This window comes from Lysinibacillus xylanilyticus, assembly GCF_001183605.1.
Lineage (GTDB): Bacteria > Bacillota > Bacilli > Bacillales_A > Planococcaceae > Lysinibacillus > Lysinibacillus xylanilyticus.
In genome coordinates, this window is the sequence record NZ_LFXJ01000005.1 from 1,023,020 (window position 1) to 1,040,969 (window position 17,950).

Consider the following 17,950-nt stretch of genomic DNA (forward strand, 5'->3'; position numbering starts at 1 on the left):
AACTAACAGAGTAGTCCAGTTGAGTAAAAAAAGGATTATATGTCGAACAGATATGAAACGAGAGGGAATTGTTAAGTGGTTTAAAGATGAAAAGGGGTATGGTCGTATCATGCTTGACGGTGAGGATGGAAATCATGTTATTGTTCATTTTAGTTCGATTTTACCTGATATAGAAAGATTTCTGAATGGATTCAGATTCCTTAAACAAGGTCAAAAAGTATCCTTTGATTTAGTTGATAACTCAAATTCTACTGATCAAAAGCAAGTTGCAGAAAATGTAATCGTTATTTCTGACTAAAAAATTCTTCTTCAACTAATGGGGTGCAAGAGTTAAACAAGGTGTTGCAGCGGCAGCGTATTTTTCTTGTTGAGCTAACGGAACAGGTTAGTTCAATAGCGTTGTTTAACTTGTGTTCAACAATCGAGCCAGATTGTTGAATAAAACTTTAAAAGGGTTGTATATTTTATTTTAAAATTTAGATGGTTCGAAAGGATTTTTCTTAAACTCGGATTCTAATAGAATTAAATAGGAAAAGTTAAAGGGGGGATAGTTTTGATTAAAAAAATCGATATAACTAATCTTAAACTTGCTGAAGAAGTTTTAAACATTCAAATACCTTCCTATAAAGTAGAAGCAGAAATAATAGACTTTTATGATATACCGCCATTGAAGGATACAGTTTACACGTTACAACAATGTGGTGAGACTTTTTTTGGTTATTACTTAAAAGAAGAATTATGTGGAGTCATTTCTATAAAAGTAGAGAATGGTCTAATCGATATACATCGGTTAATGGTACATCCTAAACATTTCAAAAAAGGAATTGCCAAGATGTTATTGGATTTTATTGAAAACGACAATGAAGGATTTGAAAAAATAATAGTATCAACTGGATCCAAAAATACACCAGCAGTAACTTTCTATTTGAAAAATGGATTTTTAAAAACAGAAGAAATAAGAATAACAGAACGCCTATCCATAACTTATTTTAAAAAAGAAATTTAATATGGCTTTATTAAGCAATCGGGCGCGATTGTTTAATAAGCGTCTCTGTTCTTATTAAACTAACGGGTGCAAGAGTTAAACAAGGTGTTGCAGCGGCAGCATCTTTTTTTGTTGAGCTAACAGAGCAGTTTAGTTGTAAAAAGAAAAATATGGTTCTTGTTGAAATTAATGCAATAATATATTAAAACATAATCCAGGGAGGTTTTTATGCAAACTGCAATACCAGCTACTTCTATGTTTCTAATTATTGGATTGTTCATTTTAGTTCGTAGAATCCGTTCTATGTACAAACCAACCAAAGGCAGAGGAGTGCGATTAATTCTTCCTCTTCTATTTTTAACACCAGGAATTACATTTTTTCTAAACGCAACTGGGCACGTCACATTCCTTCAATTAACTATAGCAATTTTTTTAGGAGTGGGTTTTTCTATTCCTCTTATTTTATGGTCAGATTATGAAATACGAAATGATGGTTTAATTTATGCCAAGAAAAGTCCTGCTTTTATAATTACTTTCTCCATTATGATTGCTTTACGTTATTATTTTCGACAACATATTTCTACTATCGAACCAGGTACACTCAATATGCTAATTTTCTTACTTGCTATTTGCTATTTAATTCCTTGGAGAATAGCTTGCTTTATAAAGTATACAAAGGTTCTTAAATTAAAAAATACAGTCAGTTTGTAGAACTTCATATTTCTCTAACACCCTCCAAAATGTAAAAAGAAGTATAAGTTAGTGAATAAATGCACTTAAGCTAACGGGGTGCGTTAATTAAAGAGCATTGAGTTGCATAGGCAGCTCGTTTCTTACGATTAGTCAAGTATCTATAATAACTTTCTTAACTCTCTGATATTATTTTGATAAATTGGGCCATACCGAATAAGCCTAGTGATTTTTCGATTTTTCATAAGGCTTTAGTATGTTAAACTGATGCTACGACTGTACTAGGGAGCCAACCTGTAGTCGTAGTTTTGATTATGTGTGACAAGAAAGAAGATCATTTTCAATAACTTGTTTACACATGCGATGGAGGCAACCTTATGACATTTGTTATAGGGTTGCGTTTTTAATTTATCGTAGTACTCAACGATGTTATTTCCACCAAATCGTCGCTGTCTAATCATGTTCTGAACGGTTAGATACATTATTTTACGTAGGTGTTTATTGCCGCGTTTATTAATCTTGTCTTTAGCTATAAACTTCCCGGATTGATACCGCCTAATATCAATACCTGTATAGGCATTCAACTGTCTGTTGTTGTCAAACCTCTGAATGTTCCCAATTTCTGCTATGATTCTGACAGCTGAGTTAGCTCCAATAGCCGGAATACTACGTATTATGCTATACTCTTCAAGCCTTTCGGCTATCGACTCCATTTTACTGATACATTGTTCTTTCTGAAGGAGAAGCTCTTGAAACCGTTTAGCATATACACGAACTTGATCACAAACCACATCTGTTGAAGACGCGGCGGGGTAAGATTGCTTTGCGGCCTCTATTAATTCAACAGCTTTTTCTTCTGCTTTGTTTACTGCCATTCGTTTATTTGTGTTTGCGAGTATTCGATTTTTAATGATTGTTTTTGAATGATTCAAGACTAGATCTGGATGAGGGTATAATTGTACTACGTTTAGGAACAGTTCAGACTTGGTCGTGAAAATATTCTCGAGTTCAGGAAATGTTTCCTGGACGACCTTATGCAATCGACTGCGGGTGACGCTCAATTCATCATCCAATTCGCTGTAGTGTCTCGATAATCGTTTTAACTGACGGTAAACATCATTGGAATCTGTTTCAATCCGTCTTTCGTGCGTAAAGTGTGTGAGTGCCAATTGATGTGCATCACTTCGGTCCGTTTTGTGAATCCGTAAGGAATCACATTGGAGTTTTGCTTCCAAGGGATTTAATAGGCAATAACTATAGTTGTTCTCTTGCATGAAACGTTCCAATGTTCTTGAATAGACTCCTGTAGATTCAAATACGATATGAGGTTGCTCATCATATCCTTCAATTAAGTCATCAATTAACTTTTTAAGGTCCATAAATCCCGGACGATTGTGCGCAATTTCCTTTTCCAACTGACATTTTTTCAGCGCGTTATAGACAACCATATAACTCTTTCCCATACTAATATCAAAGGCGATGACATGTTTCATGTTCTCCCTCCCTATGTGTTTTGAAGTCTTCACATTAGCCTTATTGATTCCTATTTCTTATACACGATCTCAAAGGATCCAACATACTTAAACCTGATTCAAATAAGGTTGTGAAGTAGGTCAGTTTTTTTTACGGATTCAAGATCCAAAGAGCTGCCCGACCTATTCTTCACCTCTACTATATAAAAAAATAGTAGTACGAACCAATGCCTTGGTCTGCACTACTAATCTTAGTATGTTTTTTCTTTTTTGAACTCCCATGAAAGAACGTAATCATCTTTCATTTTCTGTGGTGAAGTACTTTTTTTTCGCTTCATGGATGGCTAACGGGGTAGTTTAGTTGAACGAGGAAAAAATTACATATATGAATTAAGGCAATGTATTGTTAAGATTTGATAGGTTAAATATTCAATGGGAAATTTTTTAGAACGAAGGGATAAATATTTATTTTTAGGAAGGATAAAAATGAAGCGATATATTAAAAAATATACACAAGGTTTTTTATTTATGATATTGTTTCCGATTATGACTGGAATAATGGATGGAATTAGAAATACTGGGGAAGTGAAATATTGGATAGCACTAGCATTTGCATTTCCAGTATATACATACTTCCTTTTGGATAGTAGTAAGGAATTTGATAAAAATAAAATGTTTTCAAGAGTGAATTTTATTATGTACTTTTTTGTACTTTTAGGAATAATTTCGTCTTTACTATGTATGGTATTAGTTGGTTTAATTAAGTAAAAATTTCATTTAGTTATATTGCGGAGAACCGTATCATAAGTAAGAACGGTTTTTAGAGGAGTATCATTCACATAAAGAATGATACTCTTTAATTTTAATTTAGAATCAGTCTCTTTAGAAAGAGATATATTGAAATAACTATTTGTGAATGAATACACTTAAACTAAAGGGCGCGATTGTTTAAGAAGCGTCTCTGTTCTTATTAAACTATCGGGGGCGTTTCTACGTAGAGACGCTTTTTACTAATAGAACAGTTTAGTTCAACAAATACTCCCTTATTATGGTAAAATAATAGTTAATAATGAAGGCCAATAGGGGGCAGATCATGAACGAGAACGAATTTTATGTTTATCATATCGTTACTAGGAATAAAATGAGCACGGGGCAGATAATTAACTTTGACAAGAGCCAAAAAAACACCTTATATAGCTTCTTTTTTGAAAAGGAACAATTGAACTCTAAAGGTGAAGACTTTATTAAGATTTTATACGGTCATTATACAAATGAGGGCTTGAACATTAGTAAAGAGAATGCCGAAATAGCTATTAAGTATGTAGGACAAACAATCAGAGCTATTAGAGAAGTGATAGTAGAAATGGTTAGACTACAAGAACATCCTGAATATCCTTCAAGATTGTCTTGCTTATACGCTGCTAAAAGCTATGAAGACGCTTTAAAATGGAAAGAAATTTTTGATTCATACAATCGAAATGTTTTGCAGATTGTTAAACTTCGAGTTAGTGGGAATTATTTTGAAGGTGATGCAAACCTTTTACCAAAGGAGGATGGGGTTCCTTTCTCTCAAAAAATTGAACAGGCAAGGGAATATTGGGAGGGTAATGTTAAAAACGAGCTTACTGAAGTTTTGATAAACGGAAAAATTGAAGTGCTAGAAATTATTGATGATTTCTCATCTTAAATTTTGGGAAAGTCGTTAAAGGTATGAATGAGGTGATATTGTATAATAAGGGATTTGTTCAACTAACGGAGGCGTTTATGAGTATACATTAATTATCTTGTTCAATTAACGCCGCCGTTAGCACAATAAAAAAATGACCGCCACTTAAAAAGATTAGCTTTTTTGTGCTCATATTCGAGAAAAAAGAACTAATTTTCAAGAAGGATTTCAATTTTCAATGATAGGATTTTTTATCTCTAATTCCATCTTTAAATCAGCTTCCAAATATTTGTCATCATTTAATGAAACAAATGAAAAGCCGAATTTTTTATATAGTTCTATTGCAGCAGTCAGTTTATGGTTTGTATAGAGTATAATTTTGTTTGCACCTTCTAACTTTGCTACCTCTATACATTTGTCCATCTAATTTTATTAATGATACTGTTCCCACTATTTCATTTTTGTATTTAGCAAAGAAAATAAAACCTCCACAATTTAAAACAACTTCTTCTGGATTATTTATAATTCTTTCATCCTCAGGCTCAACGCTAACATATTTTTCAAGCCATTCATATGAAAGTCTTTTTAAATCTTCTTTGTATTCACTATCGTATGGAACAATCAATACTTCTGCCATATTAAAAACCTCCTAAATGATAAATAGTTACGTTCTATTCAACGATTCACTAATTGCCAATCTGATTAAATATTTTGTTTCATTCACGTTAGTCGAATGGCGTATGGAATAATTTACACATACTATACTTTATTATATATTTTCAGATTATAAGCACAAATAAAAGCTGAACCAATAACAAAATTAGTTCAGGTTAATTATCATGTTGGATACTGTTCTCTTAAGTACATTATTTAACTCTTTACGTTTAATAAAAACCAGTTTTCTTATAGTAAACCACTAAGAAGATAGAGAGCTGTTGCCCAAATAAAAATCGCTGAGCATTTATTAAAAATGTTCATAAGCTTCCCAGAGCTATCAAGTCTTTTCAAGGATGCGCCAGCGAGGATAAGACCGAAAAACCATAACCAAGAAATCAAAACACATGCTGCAGTGAACAACATTTGCTCCGTCCCACTATATTTTAAAGCACTCGTCCCGATAACGCCTATTGTATCTAAAATGGCATGTGGATTTAAGAGAGAGACAGAAACCGCAAATAAAATTTGTTTCTTTACAGGAAGTGCTTCGTTATTATCGGTAGATGCCGGATTTGAGCGCCAAATTGAATAGCCCATATAAAGTAAGAAAAGTATCCCAACACTCATCAAGGCGATACGTAACCACTCAAATTGCAACACAATTACAGATAAACCGAATACCGCAAGTAGTATCAGAAGCGTATCACAAATTGAGGCAGTGATACTGGCGGGTAAGGCACGAACTAATTGTGGTTGTGTTGCACCTTGAGAAAAGACAAAGACATTTTGTACACCTAAGGGTAGAATAAGTCCAAATGCTAAAATCATTCCATGTAGAAATGCTTCCAATGTAATTCCTCCTTTCACTAAACATTTTAGATATGTTATAACTAAAAGAAAACGACCAATTGGATGGTTTTTAAGCCACCCAATTTTGAATGTTAGAGGTGGATGATAAGAATGAAATGGCAGCCAAGTAGAAAGGATGAATTGACATTACAGCAGCAAATTATTCAGTGGGTTACTAAGCATATAGAACGTGGAGATTGGGTGGCAGGAACAAAACTACCGACACAAAGACAGCTAGCTATGCAATTTGGGGTCAATCGCAGTACCGTTCAGCAGGCATTAGAAGAGTTAAAGGCAGCTGGAATATTGGAATCGAAAGTAGGCTCAGGTATTTATGTGGCTGATAATTCCTGGGATTCATTAATGACACAAACACAACCAAATTGGCAAAAGTACATAGACACAAGTCTCCATAAGCCCAATTATCATACCATTCAATTAATCAATGAATACGAGCAGCGGGATGATGTCATTCGATTGGGAACTGGAGAGCTTGCCCCAAGTTTATTGCCGACCGCTGAAATTGAAGCGTCTTTGAAAGAGCTCTCTTTGCAGCCAAAAGCTTTAGGCTATTCATCACCGCAAGGTAGCGATAAACTTCGTGAAGCGATTTGTGAATACGTGAAAAAAAGGGGGATCCATGTAAAGCCGCAAAATGTTTGTATTGTATCTGGCGCACTTCAAGCATTGCAGTTGATTGCTGTTGGACTACTTGAACAAGGTTCAATTGTATTCCAGGAACAGACGTCGTATTTAAATTCAGTCCATCCTTTTCAGTCTGTTGGTATGCAAATGATAGCTATCGATCGTAATGAACAGCTCGCGCAAATATTGGCTCAGCGGAAAAGAAAAAGGCAGGCTGTATTTTATGCTGTTCCAACGTTAAACAATCCAACTGGTGGGGTGTGGACGTCGTTTGAAAAAAGACAACTTTATCAAGCTTGTAAAGCGTCTCGCATTCCCATCATCGAGGATGATGTCTACCATGAATTGCTCTTTGAAGCGGTAACGGCACCAATTAAATCAATGGATGATAGCGGGCAAGTCCTTTATATTGGGAGTGTCTCGAAAACATTAAGCCCCGGACTTCGTATAGGCTGGTTAATTGGTCCAACTACAGTTATTGAGCGGTTAGCAGATATAAAAATGCAAACAGATTACGGATCAAGCGCAATCTCACAGGAAATTGTGCTACATTGGCTGCAATCTGGCAAGTATGAAAAGCATATTAAGAGTTTGCGGAAAGAATTATTACGGAGAGCCAATTTTGTTGAGGGTATATTACAAGAGAGATTTACGGAAATGGCTAGTTGGGATAAGCCGAAAGGTGGCTTTTATATTTGGTTAAAGTTTCATGAGCCAATCGTTGATAAAGAGTTATTTACCAAGCTATTACAACGACAAGTTCTCATTAATCCTGGTTATATTTACGATCCTCAAGATACGCAGCATATTCGATTATCATATGCTTATGCAACATATGAAGAGTTGGAAAAAGGATTAAAAATCTTATTTGATGTTGTCAAAAAAAGTAAATAGAAATCTTCAATATGGAACATTCAACGTACCCTTCACAGTTGTAAAGAATCCGTCAAAATGAATTGTACAATTTGAAATCAAAAGAAATTGTGTGTTAATCCCTAAAAAAACTGACAACATCAGTTGTCAGTAAAAAGAATGATACTACTTACCTTTATGTTTATTTTTAGACTTTTGAACTTTGATATTCCGAATATATTCTTTGCGTTCTTCTTTAAATCGTTTACAGGTAACAGATTTTTCTTTTTTTCTAAGTGCCAATTCTGCTTTTATAGCTTCTTCGGCCTTAGAGGTGATACTTGGATTTCTTAGTTCTTTTGCAACTTTTCTTTGAAGCCTTTTAGGGTTGATTTTCTTCATTTTAACTTGTTGGATAGGTATTCCATCATGTTTATCATTATTTTTGATAAAATCCAACAAATTATTATTTACAAAATCAAAGACTTCTTGATCTTTAGGTTCATTCCCGAAAGTATACTTGTAAGCTTTGTATTTGTTTTCAGAAATGTTTTCTATTAGCCCTATATAAAATTGGCCATCATAAAAAATGGTTAGTTTCATAGTAGGTCCCTCCTCATATTAAAATCGAATGATGGACATCCCGAGGAGGGAAAGGTTACTGACATCAAATTTATGATGCATCCGGACTACCAACCGAATCGTGTTTTTTCATTCAAGTTGTATTATAAACGATTTGTTATTATTTGTAATGGGGAATTTGCGCTGGTATCAATGAATTGTTGATAAGAATTTATCAAGCTATTGCGTCGACAAGTCTCATTAATCTTGTGTATATCTACGATCCGGTTTAATGTTTAACTCTTATTAAATTGTATTTGAATAATAGTGTCATGCCGATATTCATGAAAAAATGTACCAGAAATGGTACTAAAATATTGTTTGTTTCAAAATATATCCATCCGAATATTAAACTTGGAACGGTTATATTTATTAACATAATAGGTTTTTTGAAGTATCGAGTATGCATCCCTAAGAACAGTAAAGTAGTTATTATTATTGCGGTCCACTGGTGTTCTAGAAATACAAGAAGTAAATTTTGAATAATTCCCCTAAACAAAATTTCTTCAAATAACGCCCCTATCAACATAAAGGCAACAATAATTAACAACGAATAGTCTTGAAAACTCTTGTTTGTTTCGTCTATGTATTTCGAGGGGATATACAATGTTAAAATTACGCCAAACAAAAGTAGACCGAATGAAGCGAGAACTACATTCAATACCATTGTGAATGGCTGATTAAATGCTAGAAAATTTTCTATTGTGAATACATCATAAACGATAAGAGCGAAAATGATAGCTACACAAACAAATGAAAAAGAAGAGGATACAAAAATAGCGTCTTTTGGGCTGAAATCCTTCTTTGTCTTTTGGGGTTTGTCTTTTATATGCTGCATATCTTTCCTTCTTTCTGCTACAATATTTTACCATAATATTGTAGCAGAAAGTAAAGCCTTTGTTTAAGAGGATTTTTCAGATATGGAGCGGGGGTAAGATTATTTTTATGTTAATTAAATATTATCAAATTCATATTTTCCCAAATTGGTAAAGAGAAGCAAATTGTTAACCGAAAGAAAAGGTTTTACGAATCTTGCTCAGATATGGCTAGAAGGTTGTCTTCAGTGCTATTAGGGTAGAACAGTCCCTGATACATCAGAAGTTTATTACAAATTGATTAATTCTTAATCCAAGTAAGTAATCTTACAATTTGAAATGGGTCATACCAAGCAATGATGAAACTACAAAAGAAAAATGTTACAACAGGAAAAAACTTATATTTTCCCTGTTCGCTTTTAAATACAGCTCCAAGACTTAACAATAAACTTACAAATAATGAACCGAATCCAGATATCATAAAAATTTAGTTGAATAAATGTAAGAGAAACTCAATACAACAGCACCGATTATTGCGAAAATAATAGATAGTTTGCTAAACATTTAAAAGCTCCCTTCGGAAAAAAAGGAATTTCCAATTTATTGTAACAAACTTTTTTTAATAATTCCTTCGTGAGTTACAGAAAAAGTTATGAGAATTAGTCTAAGGAAAATGTACAGAAGTTCCGGTTAGTTTTTGTTCATTTGCTTCTTACCAGTTTCAATGCCAACTTCATATATAAAGAGGATCATAATAAAGAATAACGTAATTTTTATAGACGATTTAGCTGACCAAAAGCCCAAATAATACATGAACACAAGAAAGATAGATAAAAGCGTTTTAACAATCTTTAGAGTCATTGTGATACCTCCTAACATTAGGGTTGTTGGAAATAAAAGGATAACACGATCAGAAAGTTAATAGAACTATGAATTGATTCATTTACTGACCAAATGAAAAAAAAGAGCGATTAAAACATCGCTCTAAAATCTAATTTATTTATTAATTAACTTTTTTAAAATGTAAATTTGTTGAATATGCAACTGACGAAAATAAAGACAGCCTATAGTAAAGCTGGAATTGATGCTCCATACATCGGAACAACTCCTCATTTTAATCTTTATTATAATATGAAAAGCTACAGCCTTTGAACACACTACAGCTCAGATTTGAAAGAGAATGAACTTACATTTGATGAAGGGTTTGTGGTTTTTAGATACTGAACAATACTAGAAAAATTTATATAATGGTGGGATAGCAAACTGCAAAACGTTTGGGGCGATGCATAAGGTAAGCTATCCCGAAGTAAATATATGTAAAATTATTCGAGAACATTCCAACTGTGAATATGTTAGAAAAAGGATTTAAAATGACAAGGGCTATTACTAAACAAACTTATAGGGAGGCGTTAGGTTAAAGCATTGTACATATTCAAGATTGTTGCTATTCAAGAGCAGTTTCAATAAGGTGTTGTTTATAGCGAAAATTTTTCATATAATTTTCTTTAAAGTTAAAAATTTCCTAACCATCTATTCTATAGAAGACATTAATTTGTGTATTTGGCGATGAATCGCCCGACATCTCAAATATTAGAGAGGATACGTTACGTTGGAATTTAAAGGATATAGCGTTTACGATCAAACGGATTTTTTTAAAAATTACATGAATAGAAGAAACAGAAATGATAGTCCAAATAATGCCATTGAAGGACCGATAATCTATGAATTAATTGGGAGCTTTCAAGATAGTTGCGTTTTAGATTTAGGGTGTGGTGATGCATCATTCGGAAAAGAACTATTACATTTAGGAGCAAAAAAGTACACAGGAGTGGAAGGTTCGGAACAAATGGTGGAAGTGGCAAGCTCTAACATACTTGAACAAAACGGGACAATACACTTTGAAACAATGGAGTCTTATGATTACCCAAAAGAGGCATTTGATCTTGTAACATCTCGATTTGCTATCCATTATGTTTCAGACATTAACCGCCTGTTTCAAGATGTTTATAAAACACTTAAAGAAAACGGAAGATTTGTTTTTAGTATCCAGCATCCGCTTACAACTTCGTCATTTGCTAGTAAGCAAACTGGGGATAAACGCGGTAATTGGATCGTCGATGACTATTTCCGTGAGGGGGAAAGAAAAGAGCCTTGGATTGATCAAATAGTGGTTAAGTATCATCGTACAATCGAACATTATTTTATAGCACTTAAGCAAGCTGGCTTTTCGGTTCTAGATTTACGTGAAGGTACACCAAAGCGTGAGCATTTTAGTAGTGAAGATGAATTTGTTAGAAGACAACGAATTCCAATTGTACTTGCTTTTTCGTGTGTGAAGTAAATAAATATCCTAATATTGATGAACTAACGGAGGAAGATTATTGTGTTGCATAGGCAGCTTTTTTTATTGAACTAGCGGTGCGGTTTAGGTGATTTAGTCGTTGTTCATTATTTTCGCTTTTATTACACCAATTGAAGTGAACGGAACCTCAGAAACTGGGGACATTGTGATCATTTTACTAATAATTGCTTCATTTCTAACTGCAATCATAAAGAATTAAGAGCTACAGAAATTTATTTAACAGCAACATCCTCTGCTATCCTTGCAACTAGGCTGAAAGGAAAAGAATAATCCTAGTTAAGGTACCATACATATTGAAATAACGATTTCTTTATGAAGAGGTGAATAATTGGAGAACATACCAGATGGCTATTCTTATGTACCACAGCCTATTCGGAAAGATGGGGCCGGATGGGTAGATAAAGGGCCGAGAGATATTATGAGAGATCTGGAAAACCCTGATATGCTTGTCCCTCCAAAAACAGATGCTGGACTTGTACCAAATTTAAAGTTCTCTTTTTCTGATACGCATATGGTATTAAAAAATGGCGGTTGGTCTCGAGAAGTTACTGCTCGTGATTTGCCAATTGCCACTACATTGGCAGGTGTCAATATGAGTTTGACACCTGGTGGAGTTCGTGAGCTGCATTGGCATCAACAAGCAGAATGGTCGTATATGCTTCTTGGTCATGCACGCATTACGGCAGTCGATCAAAATGGGCGTAATTTTATTGCTGATGTAGGACCGGGAGATTTATGGTATTTCCCGCCAGGAATTCCGCATTCTATACAGGGTCTTGAAGATGGCTGTGAATTTTTACTGGTGTTTGACGATGGACATTTCTCAGATCTTAGTACATTTTCAATATCTGATTGGTTTGCTCATACTCCTAAAGATGTGCTGTCCGCCAATTTTGGTGTTCCAATGAGCGCTTTTAATCATATTCCGAAAGAACAGGTCTATATTTTTCAAGATAAAGTTCCAGGACCTATAGACACACAAAAAGTACAATCACCCTACGGTACAGTCCCCCAAACCTTCAAGCATCGCCTGCTTGCACAAACTCCTATTAAAACTCCTGGTGGCAGTGTTAGAATTGTAGATTCGACAAACTTTCCTATTTCTAAAAATATCGCCGCAGCGCTTGTCGAGATTAAGCCTGGTGCAATGAGAGAGCTACATTGGCACCCGAATAATGATGAATGGCAATATTATCTTCAAGGTCAAGGACGTATGACCGTATTTGCAGCAAATGGTGTGGCTAGAACATTCGATTATCGTGCAGGAGATGTAGGATACGTACCGTTTGCAAATGGTCACTACATTCAAAATACCGGTACTGAGACATTATGGTTCCTTGAAATGTTTAAAAGTGATAGATTCCAGGATGTTTCGTTAAATCAATGGATGGCCCTTACTCCAACTGAGCTAGTACAAAGCAATTTAAATATTGGTCCTGAACTTCTTAATGTATTGAGAAAGGAAAAGTGGCCGGTTGTGGAATATCCAGGATTTTCTTATTATCCAAGGTGAGCGTATAAACAAGCAGGCAGGAAAGATAAAAGATCTTATCTTTCCCACCTGCTTGTTTTTAATATTGATATTTATTTCTAGTAGCAAGCAGAATACCGATTGCTGGTACAGTACAAATAAGCATTGCTGCAAATGATAGTCCAGGTGAAATCTCGTATAAATAACCGCCTAAAAATGTAAGGACTGCTGTACTTAAGCCCATCGCTAATGCAGAATATAGGCCTTGCGCGTTTGGAATTTGCTCCTTCGGCAATGTTTTTGTTAAATAGCTGATAAAAGCGAAATGCGCGAGAGCAAAAGATAATGCATGTAATGTTTGAGAAGCGATAAATACCCAGACATTCGGGAATAGGTAAATGAGTAGCCAACGTAAAGATGAACCACTTGCTGCTAAAAGTAATAAAGAAGATGAGCGCCATTTTTTAAATAGTGTATCAGCCTTCATAAAATATAAGATTTCGCACATTACGGCGATGTTAATAATCATCCCCATATAGAATGGATCAACATGTAAATCACCTAAATATATATAGCCATAGCTGTAATAAGAAGCATGCGCGCCTTGCAACAGAATAACGACTAATAAAACAATAGGGAAGCCTTTAATAGTCCATAATGTTTTCATCGACAATGATTTTGCACGTTGTTCTTTCGTAGGTACAACGAGTAACTCTTTAGGTGTAGCCATTTGCTGCATCAACAGCATACCGATCAGGCCGACCACCATACTCCAAAAGATAATGTCATTGCCAAATGCACCTGTCAGCATACTAATGATTAATACTGCAATGACAAATCCAACGGAACCAAAGGAGCGGCTTTTACCATAGTGTACATTTCCATGCTGTACGAGCGTTGCCGCACTACTTTCAACGGCAGGTAACAGTGCTGGATAGAAAACGCTAAATAAAAGGGTAACAATAAGAAGCGAGATAAAGCTCGTGCTTAGTATGTAAAGTAAAGTTGTGATTAGGGCACCTATTGCTAAAATACTAACGAGTCGTTTATTATTCACATATTTTGCAAGTGTGGGGAAGAAAAATAGATTTGAAGTTGCTCGTGCTAAAAGTCCGCAGCCCATTACGATGCTAGCCTGTGAAACAGTAAGATGTTTCGCATCTACAAGCCAACCTGTCCAGTAAGGTAAGAAAATACCCCATGTAAAGAAAAATGCAAAGAAATTTTGAGAAAGCCATCGTTGATTGTTCATAAATTTTCCGTACCTCCAATATAACTAAGTTGAATAATAGCACGTTCATCGGTACAATAATGTGAGATATCTCACATTTTTTGAAGGAGAGAGTAAAATAATGCATATACTGACAGCTGAGGAACGTTCATACTATCTTGATAAATATCCAATAGATGATTTTTTTTCTTTTGAAATTGATCCATTTCTAGAAATATGTAAGTTTGACAAAGGTGAATGGATTTTTCAAGAAGGGTCATTTCCAGATAGGTTATACTACATGATCGAAGGAAAAGCGAAGCTATACATGACACATAAAAATGGCAAGGTTTCGCTTATCGATTACTTGGAAGCTCCACGTTTTATGGGGGAAATTGAGTTGCTTAATGAGGCAAGATATACGAAGGGTATTCAGACAGTAACCGAGACGATTTGTTTTTCGATTACGCAGTCCTGCAAAGAAAAGTTACTCACGGATGTACTATTTTTACGAAAACTTTGTGTGTTTTTAGGGGAAAAGGCGTTCAAAATGACGTCAAAATATACACAAAATCAAGCATTTCCACTTGAAAATCGACTTGCTGCATTTATTCAATTTTCGTCAGATCAAGGAATCTATAAAGAAAAGCATACTGAAATCTGTGAATATTTGGGGGTTTCCTATCGGCATTTATTATATGTACTTGCACAATTTTGTGAAGAAAAAATTTTAGAGAAGAGAAAGAATGGCTATCACATTATGGATGAGAAGCGTCTTTCTGAATTAGCACAGGAGATACTGTGAGGAAAACTACAGCTTATTGTATTCACTTTTTTTAATCAACCAACGTGCGATTTCCTTGCCGCTATGGTAGAAGTTAACCTCATCGACTTGTTGGTTTTGTACGGAGATATTTAGGGTTTCGTCTATAACGCCAAAAGGTAAAACCCTTATACATTGGTGTTTGTTAGGTGAAAATCTTTTGTGCTTTGCATCAGCTTCAATGTGAGCTTTAGCACTTTTTTGTGCATTTTGAAATGGACAAGCAAGTAATTCTCCTTGTTCCAATGTTGTGCTAGGTGAATAACAATTACCTTTCATTCAACATGCCCCCTTTGTCGTTAGTTTTATTGTACAAGACATGCGGTCGGAATAGTCTTCATTTACAAGGCTTTAACGAAAACTTAAAGGTTAGTTAATCAATTATGCCTTGGCATAATTGTAGACTGATGCTTTGCTTTCGCGCAGATAAACATTGCGTTCAGAATCGACTTTGTGCTTAGGCCTGCGTGAGGGCCAACACGATGTCGGTCATTTTGGTAATGCCACAGGACGTGGCGTTTTTACCGATGCTGGTCAGTTTGCCGTTATAGTATGAATGCGATGATTTTAGGCTAACATCCTTTAAGAGCTCCTTTCCGATTTCCGTGACATCCGCTGAAAAAAGTTAGATTAGTAATATGTAACCGCATTCATGCCTAAAACGAATAAAAATCATAGAAAATTTGTATAATTTCTAGAGAAAAACACGTACTCAAACTATTGTGAATTTTCCTAACAAAACGTATTATTGTAATTAGATTTAACGTGAAAGGCTTCACATAGTCACGTAATCGTGAGGAGGAATTTTTAATGAGTGCAATTCGAGTAGGTATTGTAGGTTATGGAAATTTAGGGCGCGGAGTAGAGTATGCTATCTCTCAAAATCCAGATATGGAATTAGTAGCGGTTTTCACACGTCGCGATCCTTCAACTGTAAATATTGCAAGTAATGCAAGTGTATATTTAGTGGATGATGCTGAAAAATTCCAAAATGACATTGATGTAATGATTTTATGTGGTGGCTCAGCAACTGATTTACCAGAGCAAGGCCCACACTTTGCACAATGGTTTAATACAATTGACAGCTTTGATACACATGCGAAAATTCCTGAGTTTTTCGAGGTTGTAGATGCAGAAGCACAAAAATCTGGAAAGGTATCAGTCATTTCAGTTGGCTGGGATCCAGGTTTGTTCTCATTAAATCGTATACTCGGGGAGACAGTTCTACCAGTAGGTACAACTTATACTTTCTGGGGAGACGGTTTAAGTCAAGGTCACTCAGATGCTATTCGTCGAATCGAAGGTGTTAACAATGCTGTACAATACACATTACCAATTAAAGAGGCTGTAGACCGTGTTCGCAATGGTGAAAATCCTGAGCTGACAACGCGTGAAAAACATGCACGTGAATGCTGGGTTGTTCTTGAAGAAGGTGCGGATGCTGCAAAAGTTGAACAAGAAATTGTGACGATGCCAAACTATTTTGATGAGTATGACACAACAGTAAACTTTATTTCTGAAGAAGAATTTAAAGCAAACCATACTGGCATGCCACACGGTGGATTCGTTATTCGCAGTGGGGAAAGCGGCGCTAATGAAAAACAAATTCTTGAATTCTCATTAAAGCTTGAAAGTAATCCAAACTTCACGTCTAGTGTTCTAGTAGCTTTTGCACGTGCAGCTCATCGCTTAAACCAAGCTGGAGATAAAGGTGCAAAAACAGTATTCGATATTCCATTCGGTCTATTATCACCAAAATCAGCTGCTGAATTACGTAAAGAACTTTTATAATATACTATTCAAAATCCCGATTATCATATTATTTGATAATCGGGATTTTTGATTTTTAGGAAGTCAATTCTGTAAAATAACATATAGTATATGGTAAACTGTCAATAATTTAACTTATAATCAAAAGTTTAGAATGAATTTAGAAAAAAAGTATGCCATGTATATTAGTTGATTAGAGTGGAAACTGGGTGACTTCTTAGGGATTGGCAATAGTCGAACGAAGGATAAAAGCATCCCGCCCTGTGATAATGCCTTCGTGACCAACATCGTGTTGTTCCGTGAACCTACAGCGAAGCGACAGCAACAACAATGTTTTATCTGTGCGAAAGCGAAGCGACAGCAACAAAAGTGTTTTATCTGTGCGAAAGCGAAGCGACAGCAACAACAATGTTTTATCTGTGCGAAAGCGAAGCGACAGCAACAACAATGTTTTATCTGTGCGAAAGCGAAGCGACAGCAACAAAAGTGTTTTATCTGTGCGAAAGCGAAGCGACAGCAACAACAATGTTTTATCTGTGCGAAAGCGAAGCGACAGCAACAACAATGTTTTATCTGTGCGAAAGCGAAGCGACAGCAACAAAAGTGTTTTATCTGTGCGAAAGCGAAGCGACAGCAACAACAATGTTTTATCTGTGCGAAAGCGAAGCGACAGCAACAACAATGTTTTATCTGTGCGAAAGCGAAGCGACAGCAACAAAAGTGTTTTATCTGTGCGAAAGCGAAGCGACAGCAACAACAATGTTTTATCTGTGCGAAAGCGAAGCGACAGCAACAACAATGTTTTATCTGTGCGAAAGCGAAGCGACAGCAACAAAAGTGTTTTATCTGTGCGAAAGCGAAGCGACAGCAACAAAAGTGTTTTATCTGTGCGAAAGCGAAGCGACAGCAACAACAATGTTTTATCTGTGCGAAAGCGAAGCGACAGCAACAACAGTGTTTTATCTGTGCGAAAGCGAAGCGACAGCAACAAAAGTGGCTCATAGGACGGTACTCAGTAGGAACGGAAATCAACCACACGTTATGACGATGAGCCGATAACTT

Annotated in this window: 20 protein-coding genes; 11 read left to right on the plus strand and 9 right to left on the minus strand. The window is 35.4% G+C overall.

Annotated features, from left to right (window positions below; all coding sequences use genetic code 11):
* Nucleotides 1-19: 19 nt before the first annotated feature.
* From ACZ11_RS07845 to ACZ11_RS07855, 3 genes are all read left to right on the plus strand, one after another.
* Complete coding sequence (locus ACZ11_RS07845) at nt 20-298, plus strand: cold-shock protein (protein ID WP_403089081.1); 279 nt, start codon at nt 20-22, stop codon at nt 296-298.
* Nucleotides 299-553: 255 nt separating this feature from the next.
* A complete protein-coding gene (locus ACZ11_RS07850; RefSeq protein ID WP_049665087.1) occupies nt 554-1,006 on the plus strand; it encodes a GNAT family N-acetyltransferase in 453 nt (150 codons plus the stop codon).
* Between the two features lie 207 nt (nt 1,007-1,213).
* Nucleotides 1,214-1,696: a CcdC family protein gene (locus ACZ11_RS07855; protein WP_049665089.1), complete on the plus strand. Its 483-nt coding sequence runs from the start codon at nt 1,214-1,216 to the stop codon at nt 1,694-1,696.
* A 260-nt stretch (nt 1,697-1,956) separates the two neighbouring features.
* Here ACZ11_RS07855 and ACZ11_RS07860 read toward each other — a convergent pair whose 3' ends face one another.
* Complete coding sequence (locus ACZ11_RS07860) at nt 1,957-3,168, minus strand: IS110 family RNA-guided transposase (protein ID WP_049665091.1); 1,212 nt, start codon at nt 3,166-3,168, stop codon at nt 1,957-1,959.
* A 465-nt stretch (nt 3,169-3,633) separates the two neighbouring features.
* Here ACZ11_RS07860 and ACZ11_RS07865 point away from each other — a divergent pair, with 465 nt between their 5' ends.
* Together ACZ11_RS07865 and ACZ11_RS07870 are read left to right on the plus strand one after the other, a co-directional pair.
* Nucleotides 3,634-3,915, plus strand: coding sequence for a hypothetical protein (locus ACZ11_RS07865; protein WP_049665092.1), 282 nt, complete (start codon nt 3,634-3,636; stop codon nt 3,913-3,915).
* Between the two features lie 325 nt (nt 3,916-4,240).
* The gene (locus ACZ11_RS07870) at nt 4,241-4,834 is read left to right on the plus strand and encodes a DUF2441 domain-containing protein (protein ID WP_049665094.1); all 594 of its coding nucleotides are present in this window, start codon (nt 4,241-4,243) and stop codon (nt 4,832-4,834) included.
* Between the two features lie 207 nt (nt 4,835-5,041).
* Here ACZ11_RS07870 and ACZ11_RS27475 read toward each other — a convergent pair whose 3' ends face one another.
* From ACZ11_RS27475 to ACZ11_RS07880, 3 genes are all read right to left on the minus strand, one after another.
* Nucleotides 5,042-5,236, minus strand: a complete 195-nt coding sequence (locus tag ACZ11_RS27475; RefSeq protein WP_201778506.1) for a GNAT family N-acetyltransferase — start codon at nt 5,234-5,236, stop codon at nt 5,042-5,044.
* A complete protein-coding gene (locus ACZ11_RS07875) occupies nt 5,169-5,450 on the minus strand; it encodes a hypothetical protein (RefSeq protein ID WP_049665095.1) in 282 nt (93 codons plus the stop codon). Before ACZ11_RS07875 ends, ACZ11_RS27475 begins: the two co-directional genes overlap by 68 nt.
* Before the next feature lie 266 nt (nt 5,451-5,716).
* The gene (locus ACZ11_RS07880; RefSeq protein ID WP_049665097.1) at nt 5,717-6,319 is read right to left on the minus strand and encodes a LysE/ArgO family amino acid transporter; all 603 of its coding nucleotides are present in this window, start codon (nt 6,317-6,319) and stop codon (nt 5,717-5,719) included.
* A 111-nt stretch (nt 6,320-6,430) separates the two neighbouring features.
* Here ACZ11_RS07880 and ACZ11_RS07885 point away from each other — a divergent pair, with 111 nt between their 5' ends.
* Entirely contained in the window at nt 6,431-7,858 is a 1,428-nt protein-coding gene (locus ACZ11_RS07885; RefSeq protein WP_049665098.1) for an aminotransferase-like domain-containing protein, read from the plus strand.
* Between the two features lie 144 nt (nt 7,859-8,002).
* Here ACZ11_RS07885 and ACZ11_RS07890 read toward each other — a convergent pair whose 3' ends face one another.
* From ACZ11_RS07890 to ACZ11_RS26565, 3 genes are all read right to left on the minus strand, one after another.
* Nucleotides 8,003-8,419, minus strand: a complete 417-nt coding sequence (locus ACZ11_RS07890; RefSeq protein WP_049665100.1) for a YjdF family protein — start codon at nt 8,417-8,419, stop codon at nt 8,003-8,005.
* 247 nt (nt 8,420-8,666) lie between these two features.
* Complete coding sequence (locus tag ACZ11_RS07895; protein WP_201778507.1) at nt 8,667-9,275, minus strand: CPBP family intramembrane glutamic endopeptidase; 609 nt, start codon at nt 9,273-9,275, stop codon at nt 8,667-8,669.
* 667 nt (nt 9,276-9,942) lie between these two features.
* Entirely contained in the window at nt 9,943-10,113 is a 171-nt protein-coding gene (locus ACZ11_RS26565; RefSeq protein WP_169776072.1) for a hypothetical protein, read from the minus strand.
* Between the two features lie 748 nt (nt 10,114-10,861).
* Between ACZ11_RS26565 and ACZ11_RS07900 the strand changes: the two genes are divergently transcribed.
* Together ACZ11_RS07900 and ACZ11_RS07905 are read left to right on the plus strand one after the other, a co-directional pair.
* A complete protein-coding gene (locus ACZ11_RS07900; protein ID WP_049665101.1) occupies nt 10,862-11,593 on the plus strand; it encodes a class I SAM-dependent methyltransferase in 732 nt (243 codons plus the stop codon).
* A 349-nt stretch (nt 11,594-11,942) separates the two neighbouring features.
* On the plus strand, nt 11,943-13,127 hold the full coding sequence (locus ACZ11_RS07905; RefSeq protein ID WP_049665103.1) for an oxalate decarboxylase family bicupin: 1,185 nt from the start codon (nt 11,943-11,945) through the stop codon (nt 13,125-13,127).
* A 58-nt stretch (nt 13,128-13,185) separates the two neighbouring features.
* Here the strand turns inward: ACZ11_RS07905 and ACZ11_RS07910 are convergent, their stop codons facing one another.
* Complete coding sequence (locus tag ACZ11_RS07910) at nt 13,186-14,337, minus strand: MFS transporter (protein WP_049665104.1); 1,152 nt, start codon at nt 14,335-14,337, stop codon at nt 13,186-13,188.
* A 100-nt stretch (nt 14,338-14,437) separates the two neighbouring features.
* Here ACZ11_RS07910 and yeiL point away from each other — a divergent pair, with 100 nt between their 5' ends.
* Nucleotides 14,438-15,100 (plus strand): transcriptional regulator YeiL, encoded by a 663-nt coding sequence (yeiL, locus tag ACZ11_RS07915; RefSeq protein WP_049665106.1) that lies wholly within the window; start codon nt 14,438-14,440, stop codon nt 15,098-15,100.
* A 6-nt stretch (nt 15,101-15,106) separates the two neighbouring features.
* On the opposite strand, the gene ACZ11_RS07920 is transcribed toward yeiL, so the two are convergent.
* Nucleotides 15,107-15,397, minus strand: a complete 291-nt coding sequence (locus tag ACZ11_RS07920; protein WP_049665107.1) for a hypothetical protein — start codon at nt 15,395-15,397, stop codon at nt 15,107-15,109.
* Between the two features lie 531 nt (nt 15,398-15,928).
* Between ACZ11_RS07920 and ACZ11_RS07925 the strand changes: the two genes are divergently transcribed.
* Both ACZ11_RS07925 and ACZ11_RS07930 read left to right on the plus strand, forming a co-directional pair.
* Entirely contained in the window at nt 15,929-16,909 is a 981-nt protein-coding gene (locus ACZ11_RS07925; RefSeq protein WP_049665109.1) for a diaminopimelate dehydrogenase, read from the plus strand.
* Between the two features lie 309 nt (nt 16,910-17,218).
* Nucleotides 17,219-17,947, plus strand: coding sequence for a hypothetical protein (locus ACZ11_RS07930; RefSeq protein ID WP_152911486.1), 729 nt, complete (start codon nt 17,219-17,221; stop codon nt 17,945-17,947).
* The last annotated feature ends 3 nt before the right edge of the window (nt 17,948-17,950 follow it).

Excerpts from the sequence above, each read along its gene's own strand:
- ACZ11_RS07855 (WP_049665089.1), top strand. The coding sequence starts at position 1,214 with ATGCAAACTGCAATACCAGCTACTTCTATGTTTCTAATTATTGGATTG.
- ACZ11_RS07860 (WP_049665091.1), bottom strand. The coding sequence starts at position 3,168 with ATGAAACATGTCATCGCCTTTGATATTAGTATGGGAAAGAGTTATATG.
- ACZ11_RS07865 (WP_049665092.1), top strand. The coding sequence starts at position 3,634 with ATGAAGCGATATATTAAAAAATATACACAAGGTTTTTTATTTATGATA.
- ACZ11_RS07870 (WP_049665094.1), top strand. The coding sequence starts at position 4,241 with ATGAACGAGAACGAATTTTATGTTTATCATATCGTTACTAGGAATAAA.
- ACZ11_RS27475 (WP_201778506.1), bottom strand. The coding sequence starts at position 5,236 with ATGGACAAATGTATAGAGGTAGCAAAGTTAGAAGGTGCAAACAAAATT.
- ACZ11_RS07875 (WP_049665095.1), bottom strand. The coding sequence starts at position 5,450 with ATGGCAGAAGTATTGATTGTTCCATACGATAGTGAATACAAAGAAGAT.
- ACZ11_RS07885 (WP_049665098.1), top strand. The coding sequence starts at position 6,431 with ATGAAATGGCAGCCAAGTAGAAAGGATGAATTGACATTACAGCAGCAA.
- ACZ11_RS07890 (WP_049665100.1), bottom strand. The coding sequence starts at position 8,419 with ATGAAACTAACCATTTTTTATGATGGCCAATTTTATATAGGGCTAATA.
- ACZ11_RS07895 (WP_201778507.1), bottom strand. The coding sequence starts at position 9,275 with ATGCAGCATATAAAAGACAAACCCCAAAAGACAAAGAAGGATTTCAGC.
- ACZ11_RS26565 (WP_169776072.1), bottom strand. The coding sequence starts at position 10,113 with ATGACTCTAAAGATTGTTAAAACGCTTTTATCTATCTTTCTTGTGTTC.
- ACZ11_RS07910 (WP_049665104.1), bottom strand. The coding sequence starts at position 14,337 with ATGAACAATCAACGATGGCTTTCTCAAAATTTCTTTGCATTTTTCTTT.
- yeiL (WP_049665106.1), top strand. The coding sequence starts at position 14,438 with ATGCATATACTGACAGCTGAGGAACGTTCATACTATCTTGATAAATAT.
- ACZ11_RS07920 (WP_049665107.1), bottom strand. The coding sequence starts at position 15,397 with ATGAAAGGTAATTGTTATTCACCTAGCACAACATTGGAACAAGGAGAA.
- ACZ11_RS07925 (WP_049665109.1), top strand. The coding sequence starts at position 15,929 with ATGAGTGCAATTCGAGTAGGTATTGTAGGTTATGGAAATTTAGGGCGC.
- ACZ11_RS07930 (WP_152911486.1), top strand. The coding sequence starts at position 17,219 with ATGTTTTATCTGTGCGAAAGCGAAGCGACAGCAACAAAAGTGTTTTAT.